This is a genomic window from Bradyrhizobium sp. AUGA SZCCT0176 (assembly GCF_018130145.1).
GTDB lineage: Bacteria > Pseudomonadota > Alphaproteobacteria > Rhizobiales > Xanthobacteraceae > Bradyrhizobium.
In genome coordinates this window covers 1-21,471 of the sequence record NZ_JAFCMB010000040.1, presented here as the reverse complement: position 1 = coordinate 21,471, position 21,471 = coordinate 1, and the positions used below count along the sequence as shown (strand labels likewise).

Here is a 21,471-nt window from a genome sequence, read left to right as displayed (position 1 = left end):
GTCTCGACGCTGCTGTGGGCCAACCCGCTCAATCCCTATGTCTGGATCGTGCTCGCGGTGACGCTCGGCTTCGGCTTCGTCGGCTTCTATGACGATTATCTGAAGGTGACGAAACAGACCCATAGCGGTTTTGCCGGCAAGTTTCGTCTCGCCATCGAAGGCGTGATCGCGCTGATCGCCTGTTACGCGCTGGTGCGGCTCGGGCGCGACGTGACCTCGACGTCGCTGGCGATTCCTTTCCTGAAGGACATGGTGTTCAATTTCGGCTGGTTCTTCGTGATCTTCGGCGCCTTCGTCATCGTCGGCGCCGGCAACGCGGTCAACCTGACCGACGGTCTCGACGGTCTTGCGATCGTCCCCGTGATGATCGCGGCCGCCAGCTTCGGCATGATTGCCTATCTGACCGGCAACGCGGTGTTCTCCGACTATCTGCAGATCAGATACGTCGCCGGCACCGGCGAGCTTGCGGTGCTGTGCGGCGCGGTGCTCGGCGCCGGATTGGGATTCCTGTGGTTCAACGCGCCGCCGGCGTCGATCTTCATGGGCGACACCGGCTCGCTCGCGCTTGGCGGCATGCTGGGGGCGACCGCGGTTGCGGTCAAACACGAGATCGTGCTGGCCGTGATCGGCGGCCTGTTCGTGCTGGAAGCGGTTTCCGTGATCGTGCAGGTGGTGTCGTTCAAGCTGACCGGCAAACGCGTATTCCGGATGGCGCCGCTGCATCATCATTTCGAGCAGAAAGGCTGGACCGAACCGCAGATCGTGATCCGGTTCTGGATCATCTCGGTGATGCTGGCGCTGGCCGGCCTCTCCACGCTGAAGCTGCGGTGATGGTCTTGCAATCCCACCACTGTCGTTCCGGGGCGCGCGAAGCGCGAACTATGATGCGCAATTGCGCATCTGAGAACCTCGAGATTCCGGATAACCGCTGCGCGGTTTCCGGAATGACGGGCTAACCCATGATCCCCGTCACTTCCTTCGCGGGCAAGACGGTCGCCGTGTTCGGGCTCGGCGGCTCCGGACTCGCGAGCTGCCACGCGCTGAAGGCGGGCGGCGCGGAGGTGATTGCCGGCGACGACAGCGCCGATAACGTCGCCAAGGCGGCTCAAGAAGGTTTCATCACCGCCGATTTGCGCAGCATACCCTGGGATAACTTCGCCGCGCTGATATTGACCCCCGGCGCGCCGCTGACCCATCCGGCGCCGCATTGGTCCGTGCTGATGGCGCGGCAGGCCGGCGTCGAGGTGATCGGCGACGTCGAATTGTTCTGCAGGGAACGAAGGCGTCACGCACCCGATGCGCCGTTCGTCGCCATCACCGGGACCAACGGAAAATCCACCACCACGGCGCTGATCGCGCATCTGATGAAGGTTGCCGGTTACGATACCCAGATGGGCGGCAATATCGGCACCGCGATCCTGTCGCTGGAACCGCCGCGGATGGGGCGGGTGCATGTGATCGAGATGTCATCGTATCAGATCGATCTGGCACCCTCGCTCGATCCGTCGGTCGGCATTCTGCTCAACGTCAGCGAAGACCATATCGATCGCCACGGCACGCTGGAGCACTACGCGGCGGTGAAGGCGCGGCTGGTTGCCGGCGTGCAGCCGCAGGGCACCTCCATCGTCGGCGTCGACGACGGCTGGTGCCGCAACATCGCCGACCGGCTCGATCAGGCCGGCAAGCGCGTGGTGCGTATCTCCGTGAAAAACCCGCTGCCCGACGGCGTCTATGTCGAGCGCGAAACCATCGTTCGTGCTTCCGGCGGCGCGCGGAGCGAAATCGCAAAGCTCGGCGGCATCGGTTCATTGCGCGGCCTGCACAACGCCCAGAATGCGGCGTGCGCCGCGGCCTGCGCGCTGGCGATGGGAATCTCGACCGACATGCTGCAGAACGGCCTGCGCAGTTTTCCGGGTCTCGCGCACCGCATGGAGCAGGTCGGCCGCCGCGGCAATGTGCTGTTCGTCAACGATTCCAAAGGCACCAATGCGGACGCGGCGGCGCATGCGCTGTCGTCCTTTGGCGATATCTTCTGGATCGCCGGCGGCAAGCCGAAACTCGGCGGCATTACCAGCCTCACCGAATATTTCCCGCGCATCCGCAAAGCCTATCTGATCGGCGAAGCCGCGCAGGAGTTTTCCGGCACGCTTGGCACCCGCGTGCCGCACGAGATTTCGCAGACGCTCGATGTTGCCGTCGCCAGCGCCGCGCGCGACGCCGAAGCCTCAGGCCTCACTGACCCCGTAGTCCTGCTGTCGCCGGCCTGCGCCTCATTCGACCAGTACCGCAACTTCGAAATCCGCGGCGCGAAGTTTCGCGATCTCGTCACGGCGATGCCGGGTGTGAAGCCGGTGGTGTGAGCGGCACAGCGTAGGATGGGTAGAGCCAACGGGTCGCGCGAATGCGCGCCCGGTTGGCTCCATCCATCCTACGCCTATTGCTTCTTCGCACTTCGACCGGTTCGCGCTGGCTTGAACAGATCGAGGTCGATCGCCTGGCCCATCGCCAGATAACCCGTGCGATTGGGATGCAGCTTGTCGCCGGCGCCTCCCGTCGTGCTGTCGGGCACGAACTCCGGCTTGAGGCCACCCGATTGCGGATCGAGCGTCGCCTTGTCGAAATCGATCACGCCGTCGAATGTGCCTGATGTACGGATGAAGTCGTTCAGTGCCTTTCGCTTGGTGTCCTGTTCGGCGAAACCATGCGCCGCGCTGGAACTTCCCAATGCCGTGGTCACGGTGGCGCCGATCACGCGGACATTCGGCCATTTCGCGCGCAGCCGGGCGACCCCTTCCTTCATCGCTGCGATGACCTTCTCGCTTTCGGCGTTGCCGTTCTTGCTGAAGTCGTTGATGCCTTCCAGCCAGATCAGGCTGGAGATGCCGGAGAGCGTCAGCACGTCGCGGTCGAGCCGCTGGCCCGAGGCGGGGCCGCCGGCGAATGGTTTGCTTGCGCCGTACTCGGCAGGTCCGGCGATCTGGTTGCCGCCGATGCCGCCATTCACCACCGCGACCTTGTTGCCATGGATTGCCTTGAGGCGGCGCGAGAGCACGTTGGGCCAGCGGTCGTCGCCGTTCATGGTGGACGCGGTGCCGTCGGTAATGGAATCGCCGAACGCCATGATGGCGAAAGCATCCGTGGGCGCGGTCATCTCGATCGCATCGAGGAAAAACCAGGATGCGGTCGTATAGGGGAAGGCCGCCTCGTCCTCCAAGGTGCCTTTGGATCCGGCGCCGGGCGCGGTGACGTAAGAGGTCGTCAGCGCCTTGGCGTGCCAGGTCATCGGACCGCTCTCACCGGCGATGTGAAAGCTCACCGCGAGCTTGCGGCCGGCGAGGTTGTCGGGCTGCCCTGCGAACGGCAGCGTGACCGCGTCGCTCCAGACCGAGGTGCCGGGTGGGACGGTGATGGACATCTTGCCGCCAAACGTCACCAGGCGATTGGAGCCGCGGAGCAGCGCCGCACTGCCCAATTGCAGGCCGGCACAAACGCCGTCGAACGTCACGGGCTTGGTGCCGAAGGCGTTGCTGAAACGGAGGCGCGCCTGGCGGCCCCACAAATCGGGCCGCACGATCAGGCGAAAGGTCTGGTCCCGCGCGCCCGCCGCAGGATCGGGGAAGGCGAATTTCTGGTCGGGCTGGGCGGAGGGGTTACCGACGGGATAGGGGCCCTGGACCGAACCCGTCCAGGAAACCACCCAGTTCTCGTCCTTGGCGGATGCGCCCTGAAGCGATGCGACGAGCAGCGATGCTGCGACGAGACAGGTGAGCGACTGCATGGTTTCCCCCTTTGATTTTGGGGCCCACCCTATAGCCGCGGGCGCAACTCTTGAAACCGAAAATTTGACGGACCCTATTAACCCCTTGGAAACCATCCTCCGCCACCAATGGACGTTACCTCTGCCATTTGGGGACGCCCATGCTCGCCCGTGACCAACGCACCCCGTTCTCGGAATGGTGGTGGACCGTGGATAGACTGCTGCTCGCGGCGATTATCGCGCTGGTCGTGGGCGGCGTCATCCTGTCGCTGGCGGCGAGCCCGCCGGTGGCGACAAGGATCGGGCTCGATCCCTTCCACTTCTTCAACCGGCACGTGATGTTCCTGCTGCCGTCCTTCATCGTGCTGATCGGGGTATCCTTCATGTCCCCGAAACACATCCGCCGCGGGGCGCTCTTGGTATTTGCGGTCTCGATCGTGCTGATCGTGGCGACGCTGGTGTTCGGCGCCGAGGTCAAGGGTTCGCGGCGCTGGATCACGCTGCTCGGCGTCAACATCCAGGCCTCGGAATCCGCCAAGCCCGCTTTCGTCGTGATCGCGGCGTGGCTGTTTGCGGAATCGACCAAGCGTCCGGAGATGCCGGCGACCTCGATGGCGATGGTGCTGTTGTTGATGCTGGTGTCGCTCTTGGTGATGGAGCCGGATTTCGGCCAGACCATGCTGATCCTGATGGTGTGGGGCGCGCTGTTCTTCATCGCGGGCATGCGGATGATCTGGGTGGCCGGTCTTGCCGGCGCCGCCGCAGCCGGATTGTTCGGCGCGTATCTGTTGGTGCCGCACGTCGCGCACCGCATCAAACGCTTCATGAATCCCGGCTCGGGCGATACGTTCCAGCTCGACATGGCGATGGATGCATTCTGGAACGGCGGCTGGTTCGGGCTCGGGCCCGGCGAAGGCATCGCCAAGCGCAGCCTGCCGGACAGCCACACCGACTTCGTGTTCGCGGTGGCGGCGGAAGAGTTCGGCATCATCCTGTGCCTGGCGCTGGTGGCATTGTTCGCCTTTGTCGTGATCCGCACATTGCTGCGCGCCTACGCCAGCGAGGACATGTTCTCCCGGTTTGCCGCTTCCGGCCTCGCCATCCTGTTCGGCGTGCAGGCCGCCATCAACATGGCGGTCAATTTGCAGCTGATCCCCGCCAAGGGCATGACCCTGCCGTTCATCTCCTATGGCGGCTCCTCGTTCCTCTCGCTGGCTTACGGCGTCGGCATGATGCTGGCGCTGACGCGGCAGCGGCCGCGCACCGAGATCGAGTCGCAGAACAATGCCAACTCGGTGCGGAGTTACGCCTAGGCGCTCGTGTCCCGGACAAGCGAAGCGCAGATCCCCCAGGATGTCGCGCCAATGGGCCCCGGTTCAGCAGCGCACCACGCCGCGAAAGGCGGCGCGCTGCGCTGCGCCCGGGGCAAGAGAACCGCATTCGTCGCCGCTCGCAATGACGGCTTGTTGTCTATAAAAGACCTCCCATGGAAAAAAACGCACGCCTGATTTTACTCGCGGCCGGCGGCACCGGCGGCCATTTGTTTCCGGCCGAAGCGCTCGGCGTCGAGCTGATCAAACGCGGTTTTCGCGTGCGGCTCGCGACCGACGCCCGCGCGCTGCGCTACAGCGGCTTGTTCTCCAGGGCCAATGACAATATCGACGTGGTGCCGAGTGAGACTGTGCGTGGCCGCAATCCGATCTCGCTGGCGCGCACCGCTGTCATGCTCGGCTATGGCGGCCTCATAGCGCTGAACCTGGTGCGGCGGCTGAAGCCATCAGCCGTGATCGGCTTCGGCGGCTATCCGACGCTGCCGCCGCTGATGGCGGCCAGATGGCTCGGCGTGCCCAGCCTCCTTCACGACGCCAACGCGGTGCTCGGCCGCGCCAACCGGTTTCTCTCAAGCCGCGTCAACGCGATCGCGACCTCGCTGCCGGGCGTGCTCGACCGCGATCCGGCGCTGGCAAGCAAGGCAACGACGGTGGGCACGCCGATGCGTCCGGCGATCCTGGCCGCCGCCGCTATACCCTTTGCTTCGCCGGAGGCGAACGGACCGCTTCGCCTGCTGGTGGTCGGCGGCAGCCAGGGCGCGCGCGTGATGAGCGACATCGTGCCACCGGCGATCGAACGGCTGGAGCCGGTGCTGTGGAGCCGGCTGATCCTGACGCAACAGGTGCGGGAAGAAGACATGGCGCGGGTGCGCGCGATCTATGACCGGCTCAAGATCAACGCCGAGCTGGCGCCGTTCTTCACGGATTTGCCGGCGCGGCTGGCCTCCAGCCATCTGGTGGTCTCGCGCTCCGGCGCCGGCACGGTGGCCGAGCTCGCCGCGATCGGCCGGCCCTCGATCCTGGTGCCGCTGCCCGGCGCGATCGATCAGGACCAGTTCGCTAATGCCGGCGTGCTGGCCAAGGTCGGCGGCGCGCTGCGCATCGCGCAGGCGGAGTTCACGCCGGACCGCCTGGCTTCCGAAATTTCCGCATTCGCCGCCGAGCCGGCGAAGCTTACCGAGATGGCCGCCGCCTCCCGCACTGTGGGCAGGCTGGACGCTGCCCAGCGGCTGGCCGATCTGGTGCAGAAAGTTGCCGGAATCTAGGCGGAAAAAGCTCTTGTCATGCCCCGCGAAAGCGGGGCATCCAGTACATCGCGCCGCTGATTGGACACACTGGCGGCGCGGAGTACTGGATCGCCCGCTGGAGCCTGTCATCGGGCGGCCATTCGGCCGACCCGTTGGCGGGCGATGACAGCCAAGGATTGACGCATGAGACTGCCGCGCGAGATCGGACCCATCCACTTCGTCGGAATCGGCGGAATTGGCATGAGCGGCATCGCCGAGGTTTTGTGCAATCTCGGCTATACCGTGCAGGGTTCGGACGCCTCTGAAAGCGGCAACGTCACGCGGCTGCGCGACAAGGGCATATCAGTCTCGGTCGGCCACAAGGCCGAGAATGTCGACGGCGCCGACGTGGTGGTGGTCTCGACCGCGATCAAGCGCGATAATCCCGAACTGATGGCGGCGCGTGCCCAGCGCATTCCCGTGGTGCGCCGCGCCGAAATGCTGGCCGAACTGATGCGGCTGAAAAGCTGCGTCGCGATCGCCGGCACCCATGGCAAGACCACGACGACGACGATGGTCGCAACGCTGCTCGACGCCGGCGACCTCGATCCGACCGTGATCAACGGCGGCATCATCAATGCCTATGGCTCCAACGCGCGATTGGGCGCGGGCGACTGGATGGTGGTGGAGGCCGACGAGAGCGACGGCACGTTCCTGAAGCTGCCGTCCGATGTCGTGATCGTCACCAACATCGATCCCGAGCATCTCGATCACTTCAACACTTTCGAGGCGATCCAGGATGCATTCCGCAATTTCGTCGAGAACGTGCCGTTCTACGGCTTTGCCGTGATGTGCACCGATCATCCTGTGGTGCAGACCCTCGTCGGCAAGATCGAGGATCGCCGCATCATCACCTATGGCGAGAACCCGCAGGCCGATGTGCGGCTGGTTGACCTTACGCCGATGGGCGGCGGCTCGAAATTCAAGGTCGTGTTCCGCAACCGCAAGACCGGCGCGACGCACGAGATACCCGACATCATGCTGCCGATGCCGGGACGCCACAACGCATCGAATGCGACGGCGGCGATCGCGGTGGCGCATGAACTCGCCATTTCCGACGAGGTGATCCGCAAGGCGATGGCGGGTTTTGGCGGCGTCAAGCGGCGCTTTACCAAGACCGGCGAATGGAACGGCGTCACCATCATCGACGATTACGGCCATCACCCGGTCGAGATCGCAGCGGTGCTGAAGGCGGCGCGCGAATCCACCAGCGGCAAGATCGTCGCCGTGGTGCAGCCGCATCGCTTCACCCGGCTGCAATCGCTGTTCGAGGAATTTTGTACCTGCTTCAACGACGCCGATGCGGTCGTCGTCGCCGAAGTCTATCCGGCCGGCGAGGCGCCGATCGAGGGAATCGATCGCGACCATTTCGTGCTCGGCCTGCGCGCGCACGGCCATCGCGAGGTGATTCCGCTGCAAAATTCTTCCGAACTGGCCAAGGTGATCAGCGGCATCGCGGACAATGGCGATTACGTGGTCTGCCTCGGCGCCGGCAACATCACGCAATGGGCCTACGCGCTGCCCGGCGAATTGAAGGCGCTGGGTTAGACGTGGCAGCATTCCCCGACATCACCCCCGATCTCAAGGCTGCGATGCCCGACCTGCGCGGGCGGCTGCTGGCGAACCAATCGCTGGCGGAGCTGACCTGGTTTCGCGTCGGCGGTCCGGCGCAGGTGCTGTTCACGCCGTCGGATGAAGATGATCTCGCGTACTTCCTGAAAAAACTGCCGAACGAATTGCCGGTCTATGTCGTCGGCGTCGGCTCCAACCTGATCGTGCGCGATGGCGGCATTTCCGGCGTCGTGATCCGCTTGTCGCCGCGCGCGTTCGGCGAGACCCGGGCCGATGGCGACGTCGTGATCGCAGGCACCGCCGCGCTCGACAAGCGGGTGGCGGAAACCGCGGCATCCGCCACTATCGGCGGCATGGAATTCTTGTTCGGCATTCCCGGCACGATCGGCGGCGCGCTGCGGATGAATGCCGGCGCCAATGGTAGCGAGACCAATGACGTCTTGATCGAGGCCACCGGCATCGGCCGTGACGGCACGAAACATGCCTTCAGCAATGCCGACATGAAGTTCGTCTATCGCAACAGCGGCGTTGATCCTTCCATCATCTTCACCTCCGCACGTTTCCGCGGCGCCATTGCCGCGCCCGAAGCCATCCGGGCGCGGATGGAGGAAGTGCAGACCCATCGCGAGACCGCGCAGCCTATCCGCGAAAAGACCGGCGGGTCGACCTTCAAGAACCCGCCCGGCAACAGCGCCTGGAAGCTGATCGACGCCGCCGGCTGCCGCGGCCTGCGCGTCGGCGGCGCCCAGGTGTCGGAAATGCACTGCAACTTCCTGATCAATACTGGCAACGCGACCGGGCATGACATTGAAACGCTGGGTGAAACGGTGCGTGCGCGGGTTAAGGAAAACTCCGGAATCGAGTTACACTGGGAAATCAAGCGGATCGGAATTCCAACATAGTCGTCATTCCGGGGCGCGCGAAGCGCGAACCCGGAATCTCGAGATTCCCCGATGCGCAATTGCGCACCTTCGGTCTGGTCCTTCGGACCATCCCGGAATGACGAAAGAGCAGGGCAGCACTGATGCGGATTACCATTCTCTTCGGCGGCACCAACAAGGAGCGGCTGGTTTCAGTGGCGAGCGCACAGGCGCTGCATCGTGCCTTGCCGGAGGCGGATCTGTGGTTCTGGCACGTCGCCGACACCGTGCACGACGTAAAGTCGGAAACCCTGCTCAATCACCAGCGTCCGTTCGAGGACGAGTTCGACCCCGGCAATCGCGGCATCGCATTCGAAGCGGCGCTCGATAAAGCGAAAGCCGAAGATCGCGTGCTGGTGCTCGGCCTGCACGGCGGCCGGGCGGAGAACGGCGAACTGCAGGCGATGTGCGAGCTGCGCGGCATTCCCTTCACCGGGTCCGGCTCGGCGTCCTCAAATCTGGCCTTCGACAAGACCGCGGCCAAGCGCTTTGCGGCGATTGCGGGCGTGGAGACGCCGGTAGGCATCGCGCTTGATGATATCGACGCCGCGTTCGCCGAATACGGCAAGCTGATTGCGAAACCGGCGCGGGACGGATCGAGCTACGGCCTGATCTTCGTCAACGCCAGGCAGGACCTCGTCGCGGTCCGCAACGCCGCCAAGACAGAGGACTATCTGATCGAGGCATTCGTTTCCGGCACCGAAGCCACCTGTGGCGTGTTGGAGCGATCCGACGGCACCATCATGGCGCTGCCGCCGGTCGAGATCATCCCGGGCGAGGGCGCGTTCGACTACACGGCAAAATACCTGCTCAAATCGACCCAGGAGATCTGCCCTGGCCGGTTTTCGCCCGCGATCACCGCTGCCCTGATGGATCAGGCGCACCGGGCGCACCGGGCACTGTCATGCAGCGGCTATTCGCGGAGCGATTTCATCGTCTCGGCCAAGGGGCTGGTCTATCTCGAGACCAACACCTTGCCGGGGCTGACCGCCGCCTCGCTCTATCCGAAGGCGCTGAAGGCCCAGGGAATCGATTTTTCCGATTTCCTGCGCGACCAGATCGTACTGGCCGAAAAGCGTGTCGACAGGCGGGGGTGATTCGCCGGGTTAATGCGTCAGGTGAGGGAACCCACCCGGCCCGGATGAAATATTACTAAAATCCTAACCAATGCCCGGCAAACTACTCACAAGGCTGCTCAAAACACGCCGCTGACCGGTCAGATTTACCCTTTGTTTACCAGGAAGTCCGAAGGTTAACGCTGGCGGCGCATGTGGCGCTTGGCTGCCGGGGCGTAAGCTGTTGCGGATTTCCGCTTCGACGATCGCATCGAGGGAAGAATGGCCTCCTCACAACCGAGGTCTTAACCCATCCCGGCATCACCGAGACATCACGTGCGCCAGAGCCCGCAAGCCTTTTTGCGGGAACAACTTTTTGACGAGCTCGTGCAATGGATGGTGCAGGACGCCTCGCTCGATCGCTGCGATCGCTGGGGCCCCAAGCTGACCTGAAAGCCGCCGCTATCGGAGCGGTCGTGCTGTTGCGCGAGCGGCTGGGCCTGCGCGCCCGCGTGCGGGCGAAGCGGGTAATCGACCGCGAGCCGCCGCATCGCCTGATCCTGTGGCTCGAACGTTACCTCCCCAATCGTGCCGGCGTCGCCCTGACCGTGCTGATGCTGCTCGGCAGCGCCTTGCTCGGTGTCGTCAAGGGCGGCCATGTCGACGAGTTCGTCGGTGCGCTCAGCGATACCCGCAACGCGCTGGCGAATTCGGCCGGTTTCCGCATCACCGAGGTGGCCATCAACGGCCGCAAGCAGTTGAGCCAGGATGAAGTGCTCGCGATCGGCGGCGTCAACGGCCGCTCATCGCTGCTGTTCCTCGATGCCGCTACCGTGCGCGACAAGCTCAAGACCAATCCCTGGATATCGGACGCCGCGATCCTGAAGCTTTATCCCGGCCGGCTGCAGATCGACATCGTCGAGCGTACCGCGTTCGCGCTGTGGCAGCAGGACGGCCGGCTGTCCGTCATCGCCGAGGATGGCGCGGTGCTCGAACCCTATATGTCGCGGCGCTTCATCTCGTTGCCGCTGGTGGTGGGCAAGGGCGCCGCCGACAAGGCGCGGGACTTCCTGGCGCTGCTGGATCGCTATCCGCAGGTCCGCAGCGTGACCAAGGCTGCGATCTATGTCGGCGAACGGCGCTGGAACCTGCGCCTCAAGGACGGTCTCGATATCCGCCTGCCGGAACATGACGTCGGCAATGCGCTGGCGCTGCTGAGCAAGCTCGACAAGGAGGACAGGCTGTTCTCCCGCGACATCGTCGTGGTCGACATGCGCCTGCCGGACCGGCTGACGGTGCTGTTGTCCGAAGACGCGGCGAAGGCCCGCGAGGAACTGTTCAAGGACAAGAAGACCAAGAAAAAAGCCGGTGACGCAGCATGACCGGCCTCGATCGCAACCAGACCCCGAAGACGCGGCCGATGGCGCAGAAGCGCACCGCGCTGGTGGCCTCGCTCGACATCGGCACCAGCAAGATCGCCTGCATGATCGCGCGGCTGAAGCCGTCGCCGCCGAACGAGGCACTGCGCGGCCGCAGCCACGCGGTCGAGCTGATCGGTTACAGCCAGATCCAGTCGCGCGGCGTCAAGGCCGGCGCGGTGGTCGATCTTGCCGAATGCGAACAGGCCGTGCGCCAGGCGGTGGCGCTGGCCGAACGCATGGCCAAGGTCCGCGTCGAATCCGTCTTGCTGTCGGTCTCCGGCGGCCGGCTGCAGGGCCAGCTGGTCGAAGCCGCCGCCGATATCAGAGGCGGCTCGGTCACCTCGGAAGATGTCACCCGCGTGACGTCCACCGGCATGCGCCACGCCACCGGCGAAGGCCGCACCGTGCTGCATGCGCTGCCGGTCGGCTACACGCTGGATGGCGTCAAGGGCATCCGCGATCCCCGCGGCATGGTGGCGCGGCAGTTCGGCGTCGACATGAACGTCGTCACCGCGGATGCGACGGTGGCCAAGAACCTGATGCTGGTGGTCGAGCGCTGCCACCTCAACGTCGAGGCCATGGCCGCAAGTCCTTATGTGGCCGGCCTTTCGGTCCTCACCGACGACGAAGCCGACATCGGCGCCGCCGTGGTCGAGATGGGCGCCGGATCGACCACGATCGCGACCTATTCGGCCGGACGCTTCGTGCACGCCTCGGGGTTTGCGGTCGGCGGGCAACACATGACGATGGATCTTGCACGCGGCGTCGGCGCATGCATTGCGGATGCCGAGCGAATCAAGACCTTATACGGCACCGTGCTGACCGGCGGGTCAGACGCGCGCGAGTTGATGTCCGTACCCACCGCAGGCGATGACGCGCGCGATGCGCCGCAGATCGTCTCGCGCGCCACGATCGCGAACATCGTCCGGCATCGCGCCGAGGAGATCTTTGAAATGGTCCGGGACCGGCTCGCGGATTCCCCCTTTGCGGCAGAGCCGCGGGCGCGGGTTGTCCTGAGCGGCGGCGCGTCCCAGCTCACCGGCACCGTCGAGCTTGCCACCCGCATTCTCAACCGGCCGGTCCGGATCGGCCGCCCGCTCGGCTTCGGCCGGCTGCCCAATGAGGCCAAGAGCGCCTCGTTCGCGGTGCCTGCGGGCCTTCTGGTCTATCCGCAATACGCACACCTTGAACACGTCGAACCGCGGCATACGCGGCAGCTCAGGACAGGGACTGACGGCTATTTCGGAAGGGTCGGACGATGGCTGCGAGAGGGCTTCTGATGACCGGTTTTCATACCAAACGACATTCACAAACTCCTGCACCAACTCCTGCACCCACTCCCGCGGCCGTCGGCCGGGGCGAACCAACGCGCGCGTATTAATCGAGAGGCAACCATGGCACTCAATCTGACACCCCCTGACATCAGCGAGCTGAAACCGCGGATCACCGTCTTCGGCGTCGGTGGAGCAGGCGGCAATGCCGTCAACAACATGATCACTGCCGGGTTGCAGGGCGTCGATTTCGTCGTCGCCAATACCGACGCGCAGGCGCTGACCATGTCCAAGGCCCAGCGCATCGTGCAGATGGGCACGCAAGTGACCCAGGGCTTAGGTGCCGGATCGCAGCCCGATGTCGGTGCGGCCGCGGCCCAGGAGGTCATCGACGAGCTCCGCGATCATCTCACCGGCGCCAACATGGTGTTCGTCACCGCCGGCATGGGCGGCGGCACCGGCACCGGTGCAGCCCCCGTGATCGCCAAGACCGCGCGCGAGATGGGCATCCTCACCGTCGGCGTGGTGACAAAGCCGTTCCACTTCGAAGGCCAGCGCCGCATGCGCACCGCCGAATCAGGCATTGCCGAACTGCACAAGGTGGTCGACACGCTCCTGATCATCCCGAACCAGAACCTGTTCCGGGTCGCCAACGAAAAGACCACCTTCGCCGACGCCTTTGCGATGGCCGACCAGGTGCTCTACTCGGGCGTCGCCTGCATCACCGACCTGATGGTCAAGGAAGGCCTCATCAACCTCGACTTCGCCGACGTCCGCGCCGTGATGCGTGAGATGGGCAAGGCGATGATGGGCACCGGCGAAGCCACCGGCGAGAAGCGCGCGCTGACCGCGGCCGAAGCCGCGATCGCCAACCCGCTGATCGACGATAGCTCGATGAAGGGGGCGCGCGGCCTGTTGATCTCGATCACCGGCGGCAAGGACCTGACCCTGTTCGAAGTCGACGAAGCCGCAACCCGCATCCGCGAGGAAGTCGACCAGGACGCCAACATCATCGTCGGCGCGACCTTCGACGAAAACCTCGACGGCGTGATCCGCGTCTCCGTCGTGGCCACCGGCATCGAACAGGCGCTGATCGCGCGCAACGCGGCAGCGCCTGCCGCTGTCGTGACCAACGCGCCCGCCTCGACGCCGGACACCCGTCTGGCCGATCTGACCGCACGGCTGCGTGCTGACAACCAGCGCCTTGCCGACCGCGCCCAGAAGCTCGAGGCGCCCGTGCAGCAGGCCTCGCCACCCCCGGTTCCCGCCGCCGCCCCGCAGCAGCGCGCGTCCAGCAGCGTCGAGCGTGCCGCGCTCGCCGCCATTGCCGCGGCGGTCGCTCCGGAAGTGCCGCAAGCCCAGGCGCCGTTGCAGCCCGGTTCCTATGGCGACGTCACGGTTCGCCCGATTGCCCAGAAGCCCACGCTGTTCCCGGATCACAACGAGGCAGCCCGCGCCGAGCCGGAACCGCAGGCAGCGTTGCCGGAGACCTTCATCCCGCAGGCGGCCGAACGTCCGCCCGCCCGCAGCCCGCGGATGCCGAAGTTCGAGGACCTTCCGATGACGGCCCAGGCCGAGATCCGGCAGGCTCGCGGCGAGCAGGAAGAAGAGCATCCGCAGAAGGCCCGGCTGTCGCTGCTGCAGCGCCTGGCCAATGTCGGCCTCGGCCGCCGCGACGAAGAGAGCGAGCCGCCGATCGCGGCCCGCGCTTCCGGTCCGGCGATGGCGCCGCTGCCGCCGCTCCCCGAGCGCAAACCGCAGCGTTCCGTCGCCCAGCAGATGGGCAACGAGCCGGTATCGGAGTATGCCCGCCGTCCGGCGCCGCAGGGTCTGGATGTCCATGGCCGCCCCGCACCTGTTGCCGCGCAGCCACAGGGCGACGACCATCTTGATATCCCGGCCTTCCTCCGGCGGCAGTCCAACTGAGGTTTTGTTACAATTCAGGCAACCCAAAAGGCCCCGGCGGTTTCAGCCGGGGCCTTTTTCTTGGGCACGAGAGGCTTCACAGCTTCGTAATCAAGTCACTGATATTAAATGATTAATTATGAGTTCCGTGATCTGATGCGGCGGCTGGGACGAGGCCGGACCGCGCCGGAATTTGGTTAAGCCTTGGCGCGAATGCGGCAGAGATAGGGTAACAATCGGTAAAAAAGCGTGAGTTGTGCGCTTGAGGGCAGTGACTATGGTCTGCCGTGACTTGGGGATACCGGAAGCAGATTCGACGCGAAAGCGGACCTTTTCTGTCTAAAGGTATAAGTCGGGTAGTGGGCGATTATCGAATGAAGTTCAGCCGTCAGACAACGCTTCGGTCGCAAGCCACCGTGACGGGTGTCGGCGTACATTCTGGTTTACCCGTTAATCTGACTATCGGACCTGCGCCTGTCGACGCAGGTTTTATTTTTGTCCGCACCGGTCTGGACGATGCCGACCGTGAAGTTCCCGCCATCGCTGATTCTGTGATTGCCACCGACTTTGCGACCGTACTGGGCGACCGCCAGGGCCCGCTCGTTTCCACCGCCGAGCACGTGCTTGCTGCGCTGCGGGGCATGGGTGTCGATAACGCCACCATCGAAGTCGATGGCCCGGAAGTTCCGATCATGGACGGCAGCGCGGCTGCCTTCGTCGCCGCCATCGATCAGGCAGGCATCGTGACCCAGTCCGCCGCGCGCCGCTTCATCCAGGTGCTGAAGCCGGTGCAGGTCTCGCTCGGTGATTCCTTTGGCGAACTGCGCCCTTATGCCAACGGTTTCCGCGCCGAGGTCGAGATCGACTTCGCGAATCCGGTGATCGGCCGCCAGAGCTATTCGCTCGATCTGAGCCCCGAAAGCTTCCGCCGCGAGATTTCCCGCGCCCGGACCTTCGGCTGCATGAATGACGTGGCGCGGCTCTGGAGCGCCGGTTTCGCGCTCGGCGCGTCCTTTGAGAATTCGGTGGTGTTCGACGAGACCCGTCTGCTCAACACCGAAGGCCTGCGCTACAGCGACGAATGCGCCCGCCACAAGGTGCTGGACGTGATCGGTGATCTCGCGCTGGCCGGCCTGCCGCTGCTCGGCGCCTACCGGTCGTCGCGTGGCGGCCACAAGCTAAACCACGCGGTGCTGACGGCCCTGATGGCCGATCGCAGCGCCTGGCGGGTGGTCGAGGCCGAACCGGCACGCCGCCCCCGCGTCGAAGCCGGCGCCGGAATGGTCGGCGGTATGGTTGCCCCGGCCTATGGCCCGGACGTGTCCTGACTTTCGATTTCGAAATGTCCTGAAGCCGGCTTTCCGGCCGCCCATTCCAATTTCCGTAGTAACCACAATTAGTAACGATGGTGTCTTGCCGCCTTAATCCGGGCGAAATGCCTGCGTATTCGGTTGGTTAAGGACCATTTTTCGGCTAGATAGGCCCGCGGTTGTAAGCTAGGGCGCCACAAATACTGAGCGCTTGGGAATATGGGGCCGGGGAATATTGGGCTTGGGGAATATTGCGTTCATGACCGCGGTTCATGGATGGACGGGCTCACCAACCGCACCGCTACCAACTGCGTAGCTACAACTGCGTAAAAGGCGTCAGGTCTCACATTTCATGTCGGCACAGCGTATGACGCTCGAACCATGCAAATCATCCGGCCTTTATCGGGTCGGCCGGTCGCTCCGGCTGGCGGCGGGCCTGATCGCGCTGGCCGTCCCCTTGAGCGGATGCGGCACCGGTTCGCTGTGGGACAAGTTCACCGCCAAGGACGACACCTTCATCGAGGAGCCCGCGGACAAGCTCTACAATGAGGGCTTGTACCTGATGAACCAGCGCAAGGATGCGAAGGCGGCGACGAAGAAATTCGAAGAGGTCGACCGGCAGCATCCTTATTCCGACTATGCGCGCAAATCGCTGCTGATGTCGGCGTACTCGTTCTACTCAGCCGGCGACTATGATGGCTGCATTGGCGCGGCGACCCGTTACGTCACGCTGCATCCGGGCAGCCCCGACGCCGCCTACGCGCAATATCTGATCGCGGCTTCCCATTATGACCAGATCCCCGATATTTCGCGCGATCAGGGGCGCACCGAAAAGGCGATCGCCGCGCTCGAAGAGGTGATTCGCAAATATCCGACCTCGGAATACGCCACCAGCGCCAAGGCCAAGCTCGAAGGCGGGCGTGACCAGCTTGCCGGCAAGGAAATGGATGTCGGCCGCTATTACATGAAAAAGCGCGACTACACCGCGGCGATCAACCGCTTCAAGACCGTGGTCACCCGCTACCAGACCACGCGCCATGTCGAGGAGGCGCTGTTCCGCCTCACCGAGGGCTATATTGCGATCGGCATCGTCGGCGAAGCGCAAACCGCCGCCGCCGTCCTTGGGCACAATTTTCCTGACAGTCGCTGGTACAAGGACGCCTATAATCTAGTAAAGTCCGGCGGTCTCGAGCCGAGCGAGAATCAGGGTTCCTATATTTCCAGGGCCTTCAAGAAGATGGGTCTCGGCTAGGAATTTAGTTCGCATGCTGGCCCGTCTGTCGATCCGTGACATCGTCCTGATCGAACGGCTCGATATCGAGTTTTCCCGTGGCCTCGCGGTGCTGACCGGGGAGACCGGCGCGGGCAAATCCATCCTGCTCGATGCCTTCGCGCTGGCGCTCGGCGGCCGCGGCGACGCCGGGCTGGTCCGCCATGGCGTGGAGCAGGGACAGGTCACCGCCACCTTCGACGTGCCCAAGGGCCATCCGGCCGCAAAGATCCTTTCCGAAAACGGCCTCGACGATACCGGTGAAATGATCCTGCGCCGCGTGCAGCTTGCCGACGGCCGCACCCGCGCCTTCGTCAACGATCAGTCGATCAGCGTGCAGACCCTGAAAGCCGTCGGTGCTGCGCTGGTCGAGATCCACGGCCAGCACGACGAGCGTGCGCTGGTCGATGCCTCGACCCACCGGCAACTGCTAGACGCCTTCGCCGGGCTGGAAAAAGACGTGGCCGCGCTGGAAACGCTGTGGGATATCCGGCGCACCGCCAACGCCGCGCTCGACGCCCACCGCGCCGGCATGGAGCGCGCCGCCCGTGAAGCCGACTACCTCCGCCACGCCTCCGACGAATTGAAAGCGCTGCGGCCCAGGGAAGGCGAGGAGACCCTGCTCGCCGAACGCCGCACCACGATGATGCAGGGCGAAAAGATCGCCAGCGATCTGCGCGAGGCGCAGGAGGCCGTCGGCGGCAACCATTCGCCGGTGCCGGCGCTGGCGGCCGCGGTGCGGCGGCTGGAACGCCGCGCCGCCAATTCGCCCGCGCTGGTCGAGCCCGCGGTGAAGGCGATCGATATCGCGATCAACGCGCTGGAGGAGGCCGATCAGCATCTGAGCGCCGCGCTGATTGCCGCCGATTTCGATCCGGCCGAGCTGGAGCGGATCGAGGAGCGGCTGTTTGCGCTGCGCGCCGCCTCGCGCAAATATTCGACGCCGGTCGAGGGGCTGGCGGCGCTGGCCGCGAAATACGCCTCCGACGTCGCGCTGATCGATGCCGGCGCGGACCAATTGAAGAAGCTGGAAGCCGCCGCTGATGAAGCCGACAAGCGCTATGCTGCCGCAGCAACCAAACTCTCCGCCGCCCGCACCAAAGCTTCGGAAAAGCTCAACAAGGCCGTCAACGCCGAACTGGCGCCGCTGAAGCTCGAGCGCGCAAAATTCATGGCGCAGGTCGAGACCGACGCCCAATCGCCGGGCCCGCAGGGTATCGATCGGGTCGAGTTCTGGGTCCAGACCAATCCCGGCACCAAGCCGGGGCCGATGATGAAGGTCGCCTCCGGCGGCGAGCTGTCGCGCTTCTTGCTGGCGCTCAAGGTGGTGCTGTCCGACCGCGGCTCGGCGCCCACGCTGGTGTTCGACGAAATCGATACCGGCGTCGGCGGCGCGGTGGCGGATGCGATCGGCGCCCGGCTGGCGCGGCTTGCCGGCAAGGTCCAGGTCATGGCGGTGACGCACGCGCCGCAGGTCGCCGCCCGCGCCAACCATCATCTCCTGATTTCCAAGGACGCGATGGACAAGGGCAAACGCGTCGCCACCCGCGTCAACGCACTCGCCGCCGACCACCGCCGCGAGGAAATCGCCCGCATGCTGGCAGGGGCGGAGATTACTGCGGAAGCCCGCGCTGCGGCGGACCGGTTGCTCCGCGCGGCGACGGCGTAACGTTTCTCGTGTCCCGGACGCGGTGCAGCGCTCTTCGCGCTGCTCCCGCAGAGCCGGGACCGACAAAAGACTGTTGTTGTTGACCCCGGATCAGCAGCGCACCGTCCGAGTCGCGCGACGCGCGATCTTGAACGCGCTGCACAGCATCCGGGGAACGCCTGAGTTCCTTCCCATCTTTTCTCCAAACTATCTTCATCGTATTGATCGGTCATGGCCAAGACAGCAAAGACAAAGACCCTTACCGACGTCGCCAAGCTGACCAAGGCCCAGGCCAAGGTCGAGTTGATGCGACTGGCACTGGAGATCGAGGCGCATAACGAGCGCTACTACCAGAAGGATGCGCCGACCGTCTCGGATGCCGCTTATGACGCATTGCGTCAGCGGCTGGAGGCGATCGAGGCAAAGTTTCCCGATCTGGTCACCACAGATTCGCCGACGCAAAAAGTCGGCGCGGCGCCGGCGCGCGGGTTCGCAAAAGTGCAGCACGCCGTTGCCATGCTGTCGCTCGGCAACGCCTTCAGCGACGAGGACGTCACCGAATTCGTCGATCGCGTCAGGCGCTTCCTCAAGCTCGATGCCGATCATATTCCGGCGCTGGTCGCGGAACCGAAGATCGATGGCCTGTCGCTGTCGCTGCGCTACGAGAACGGCGAACTGGTCCGCGCAGCTACCCGCGGCGACGGCTTTACCGGCGAGGATGTCACCGCCAATGTCCGCACCATCAAGGATATTCCGCACACGTTGAGGGGCCGCAGCATTCCGGCGGCCTGCGAAATGCGCGGCGAAGTTTACATGCTCAAGAAGGATTTTCTCGAGCTGAACAAGAAGCAGGCGGAAGCTGACGATACGGTGTTTGCCAATCCGCGCAATTCGGCGGCGGGCTCGCTGCGCCAGAAAGATGTTTCGATCACCGCGTCGCGGCCGCTGAAATTCTTTGCCTATACCTGGGGTGAGATGAGCGAGCGGCCGGCCGATACGCAGCACGGCATGCTGGAGTGGATGGACAAAGCCGGCTTTGTCGTCAACCCGCGGACCGAGCTTTGCAAGAACGTCGACGACGTTCTCAAATTCTACAGCAAGATCGGCGAGGAGCGCGCCACGCTCGGATATGACATCGACGGCGTGGTCTACAAGGTCGACCGGCTCGACTGGCAGGATCGCCTCGGTTTCGTGTCGCGCAGCCCACGCTGGGCGATCGCGCACAAATTCGCGGCCGAGCAGGCCACCACGATCCTCAACGGCATCGACATCCAGGTCGGCCGCACCGGCGCGCTGACGCCGGTGGCGCGGCTCGAGCCGGTCACGGTCGGCGGCGTCGTCGTCTCCAACGCGACGCTGCACAATGAGGATTACATCAAGGGCATCGGCAACGACGGCAACTCGATCCGCGACGGCGTCGACCTGCGCATTGGCGACACCGTGGTCGTTCAGCGCGCCGGCGACGTGATCCCGCAGGTCGTCGGCGTCGTCATGGACAAGCGGCCGAAGAACGCAAAGCCGTACAAATTTCCGGAAGTTTGTCCGGTGTGCGGCAGCCATGCGGTGCGCGAGGAAGACGAGGCGGTGCGGCGCTGCACCGGCGCCCTGATCTGCCCGGCGCAGGCGACAGAGCGGCTGAAGCATTTCGTCTCGCGGCTTGCGTTCGATATCGACGGCCTCGGCGACAAGCAGATCCAGGAGTTCTACGAAGACGGCCTAGTGATGTCGCCGGTCGATATCTTCACGCTGCAGAGGCGTGACGCCCGCTCCCCCAGCAAGCTGATGCAACGCGAGGGCTATGGCGAGACCTCGGTGCGCAACCTGTTCAACGCGATCGACGCCCGCCGCAGCATCGAGCTGCACCGTTTGATCTACGGGCTCGGTATCCGTCACGTCGGCGAGGGCAATGCCAAGTTGTTGGCGCGGCATTACCACACGATCGATAATTTTCGCGAGGCGATGCTGGCGGCCGCCAAGGGCACGAAGGATGACGAGAACACCACCGAGGCCTATCAGGACCTCAACAATATCGGCGGTATCGGCGAGATCGTGGCTGAAGCCGTTGTCGAGTTCTTTGCCGAACCGCGCAATGTGAAGGCGCTCGGCGAACTCCTGCGCGAGATCGAGGTGAAGCCCGCCGAACGGCCGCGCAAGAGCTCGCCGGTCTCGGACAAGACCGTGGTGTTCACGGGCTCGCTGACCAAATTCACCCGCGACGAAGCCAAGGCGGTGGCGGAACGTCTCGGCGCCAAGGTCGCGGGCTCGGTGTCGAAAAAGACGGACTATGTCGTTGCCGGCGAGGATGCCGGCTCAAAGCTGACAAAGGCGCGTGAGCTTGGGGTCGCCGTGCTGACGGAAGATGAATGGCTGACGCTGATCGGGGAGTGATGGCTCTCTCTCGAGATTCCGGGGCGCGCGTAGCGCGAACCCGGAATCTCGAGATTCCGGGTTCGATGCTGTCGCATCACCCCGGAATGACGGAGAGAGATGCGACAAAACGACCCGACGGGCAAATCAGTTCCGATTATCGGAATTTGTGTCAAGCCCCAGAATAAAAAATATTTCTGTTTACCAGAATACAAATCAGGGGCATATATCTGCCCATCCCGTCCTACTCAGAAGGGCGTCGGCCGTCGTCACGGACGTTGGGCGGGTTGCGATGGACGCTGGTTTGCGCTGAGACGACGGCGTGGATAAGCGTACGGCAAAACCGTGTGGTCCTGGC

The 21,471-nt window shown here is 64.5% G+C and carries 15 protein-coding genes and 1 pseudogene; 15 read left to right on the top strand and 1 reads right to left on the bottom strand.

Annotation, left to right across the window (positions count from 1 at the left end; all coding sequences use genetic code 11):
* Together mraY and murD are read left to right on the top strand one after the other, a co-directional pair.
* Positions 1-831 (top strand): phospho-N-acetylmuramoyl-pentapeptide-transferase (mraY, locus tag JQ600_RS36335; RefSeq protein ID WP_212392378.1); only part of this gene is annotated, 831 nt, incomplete at its 5' end.
* A gap of 128 nt (positions 832-959) precedes the next feature.
* Positions 960-2,360 carry a UDP-N-acetylmuramoyl-L-alanine--D-glutamate ligase gene (gene murD, locus JQ600_RS36330; RefSeq protein WP_212392377.1) on the top strand — a complete coding sequence of 467 codons (1,401 nt, stop codon included), beginning with the start codon at positions 960-962 and terminating at the stop codon, positions 2,358-2,360.
* 74 nt (positions 2,361-2,434) lie between these two features.
* Here the strand turns inward: murD and JQ600_RS36325 are convergent, their stop codons facing one another.
* On the bottom strand, positions 2,435-3,778 hold the full coding sequence (locus JQ600_RS36325; protein WP_212392376.1) for a GDSL-type esterase/lipase family protein: 1,344 nt from the start codon (positions 3,776-3,778) through the stop codon (positions 2,435-2,437).
* A gap of 140 nt (positions 3,779-3,918) precedes the next feature.
* Between JQ600_RS36325 and ftsW the strand changes: the two genes are divergently transcribed.
* The 13 genes and pseudogenes from ftsW to ligA all read left to right on the top strand — a co-directional run bounded on the left by ftsW (position 3,919) and on the right by ligA (position 21,134).
* Positions 3,919-5,070 carry a putative lipid II flippase FtsW gene (gene ftsW / locus JQ600_RS36320; protein ID WP_212269901.1) on the top strand — a complete coding sequence of 384 codons (1,152 nt, stop codon included), beginning with the start codon at positions 3,919-3,921 and terminating at the stop codon, positions 5,068-5,070.
* Positions 5,071-5,243: 173 nt separating this feature from the next.
* Positions 5,244-6,353 (top strand): undecaprenyldiphospho-muramoylpentapeptide beta-N-acetylglucosaminyltransferase, encoded by a 1,110-nt coding sequence (gene murG / locus JQ600_RS36315; RefSeq protein ID WP_212392375.1) that lies wholly within the window; start codon positions 5,244-5,246, stop codon positions 6,351-6,353.
* Positions 6,354-6,518: 165 nt separating this feature from the next.
* A complete protein-coding gene (gene murC / locus JQ600_RS36310; protein WP_212392374.1) occupies positions 6,519-7,922 on the top strand; it encodes a UDP-N-acetylmuramate--L-alanine ligase in 1,404 nt (467 codons plus the stop codon).
* A 44-nt stretch (positions 7,923-7,966) separates the two neighbouring features.
* Positions 7,967-8,848 carry a UDP-N-acetylmuramate dehydrogenase gene (gene murB / locus JQ600_RS36305; RefSeq protein WP_409363361.1) on the top strand — a complete coding sequence of 294 codons (882 nt, stop codon included), beginning with the start codon at positions 7,967-7,969 and terminating at the stop codon, positions 8,846-8,848.
* A 122-nt stretch (positions 8,849-8,970) separates the two neighbouring features.
* Entirely contained in the window at positions 8,971-9,963 is a 993-nt protein-coding gene (locus JQ600_RS36300) for a D-alanine--D-alanine ligase (protein WP_212392372.1), read from the top strand.
* A 77-nt stretch (positions 9,964-10,040) separates the two neighbouring features.
* Positions 10,041-10,374: pseudogene (locus JQ600_RS37145) on the top strand (D-alanine--D-alanine ligase); the annotation flags it as partial.
* On the top strand, positions 10,314-11,303 hold the full coding sequence (locus tag JQ600_RS36295; RefSeq protein ID WP_212269895.1) for a cell division protein FtsQ/DivIB: 990 nt from the start codon (positions 10,314-10,316) through the stop codon (positions 11,301-11,303). The pseudogene JQ600_RS37145 and the gene JQ600_RS36295, both read left to right, overlap by 61 nt.
* Positions 11,300-12,622 carry a cell division protein FtsA gene (gene ftsA / locus JQ600_RS36290; protein WP_212269894.1) on the top strand — a complete coding sequence of 441 codons (1,323 nt, stop codon included), beginning with the start codon at positions 11,300-11,302 and terminating at the stop codon, positions 12,620-12,622. The genes JQ600_RS36295 and ftsA overlap by 4 nt, the downstream gene beginning before the upstream one ends.
* Positions 12,623-12,736: 114 nt before the next feature.
* Positions 12,737-14,539, top strand: a complete 1,803-nt coding sequence (gene ftsZ / locus JQ600_RS36285) for a cell division protein FtsZ (protein ID WP_212269893.1) — start codon at positions 12,737-12,739, stop codon at positions 14,537-14,539.
* A gap of 353 nt (positions 14,540-14,892) precedes the next feature.
* Positions 14,893-15,846, top strand: a complete 954-nt coding sequence (gene lpxC, locus JQ600_RS36280; protein ID WP_212269892.1) for a UDP-3-O-acyl-N-acetylglucosamine deacetylase — start codon at positions 14,893-14,895, stop codon at positions 15,844-15,846.
* 334 nt (positions 15,847-16,180) lie between these two features.
* Positions 16,181-17,080, top strand: a complete 900-nt coding sequence (locus JQ600_RS36275) for an outer membrane protein assembly factor BamD (protein ID WP_212269891.1) — start codon at positions 16,181-16,183, stop codon at positions 17,078-17,080.
* A 13-nt stretch (positions 17,081-17,093) separates the two neighbouring features.
* Positions 17,094-18,767 carry a DNA repair protein RecN gene (gene recN, locus JQ600_RS36270; protein WP_212392371.1) on the top strand — a complete coding sequence of 558 codons (1,674 nt, stop codon included), beginning with the start codon at positions 17,094-17,096 and terminating at the stop codon, positions 18,765-18,767.
* A 210-nt stretch (positions 18,768-18,977) separates the two neighbouring features.
* The gene (ligA, locus tag JQ600_RS36265) at positions 18,978-21,134 is read left to right on the top strand and encodes an NAD-dependent DNA ligase LigA (protein ID WP_212392370.1); all 2,157 of its coding nucleotides are present in this window, start codon (positions 18,978-18,980) and stop codon (positions 21,132-21,134) included.
* The last annotated feature ends 337 nt before the right edge of the window (positions 21,135-21,471 follow it).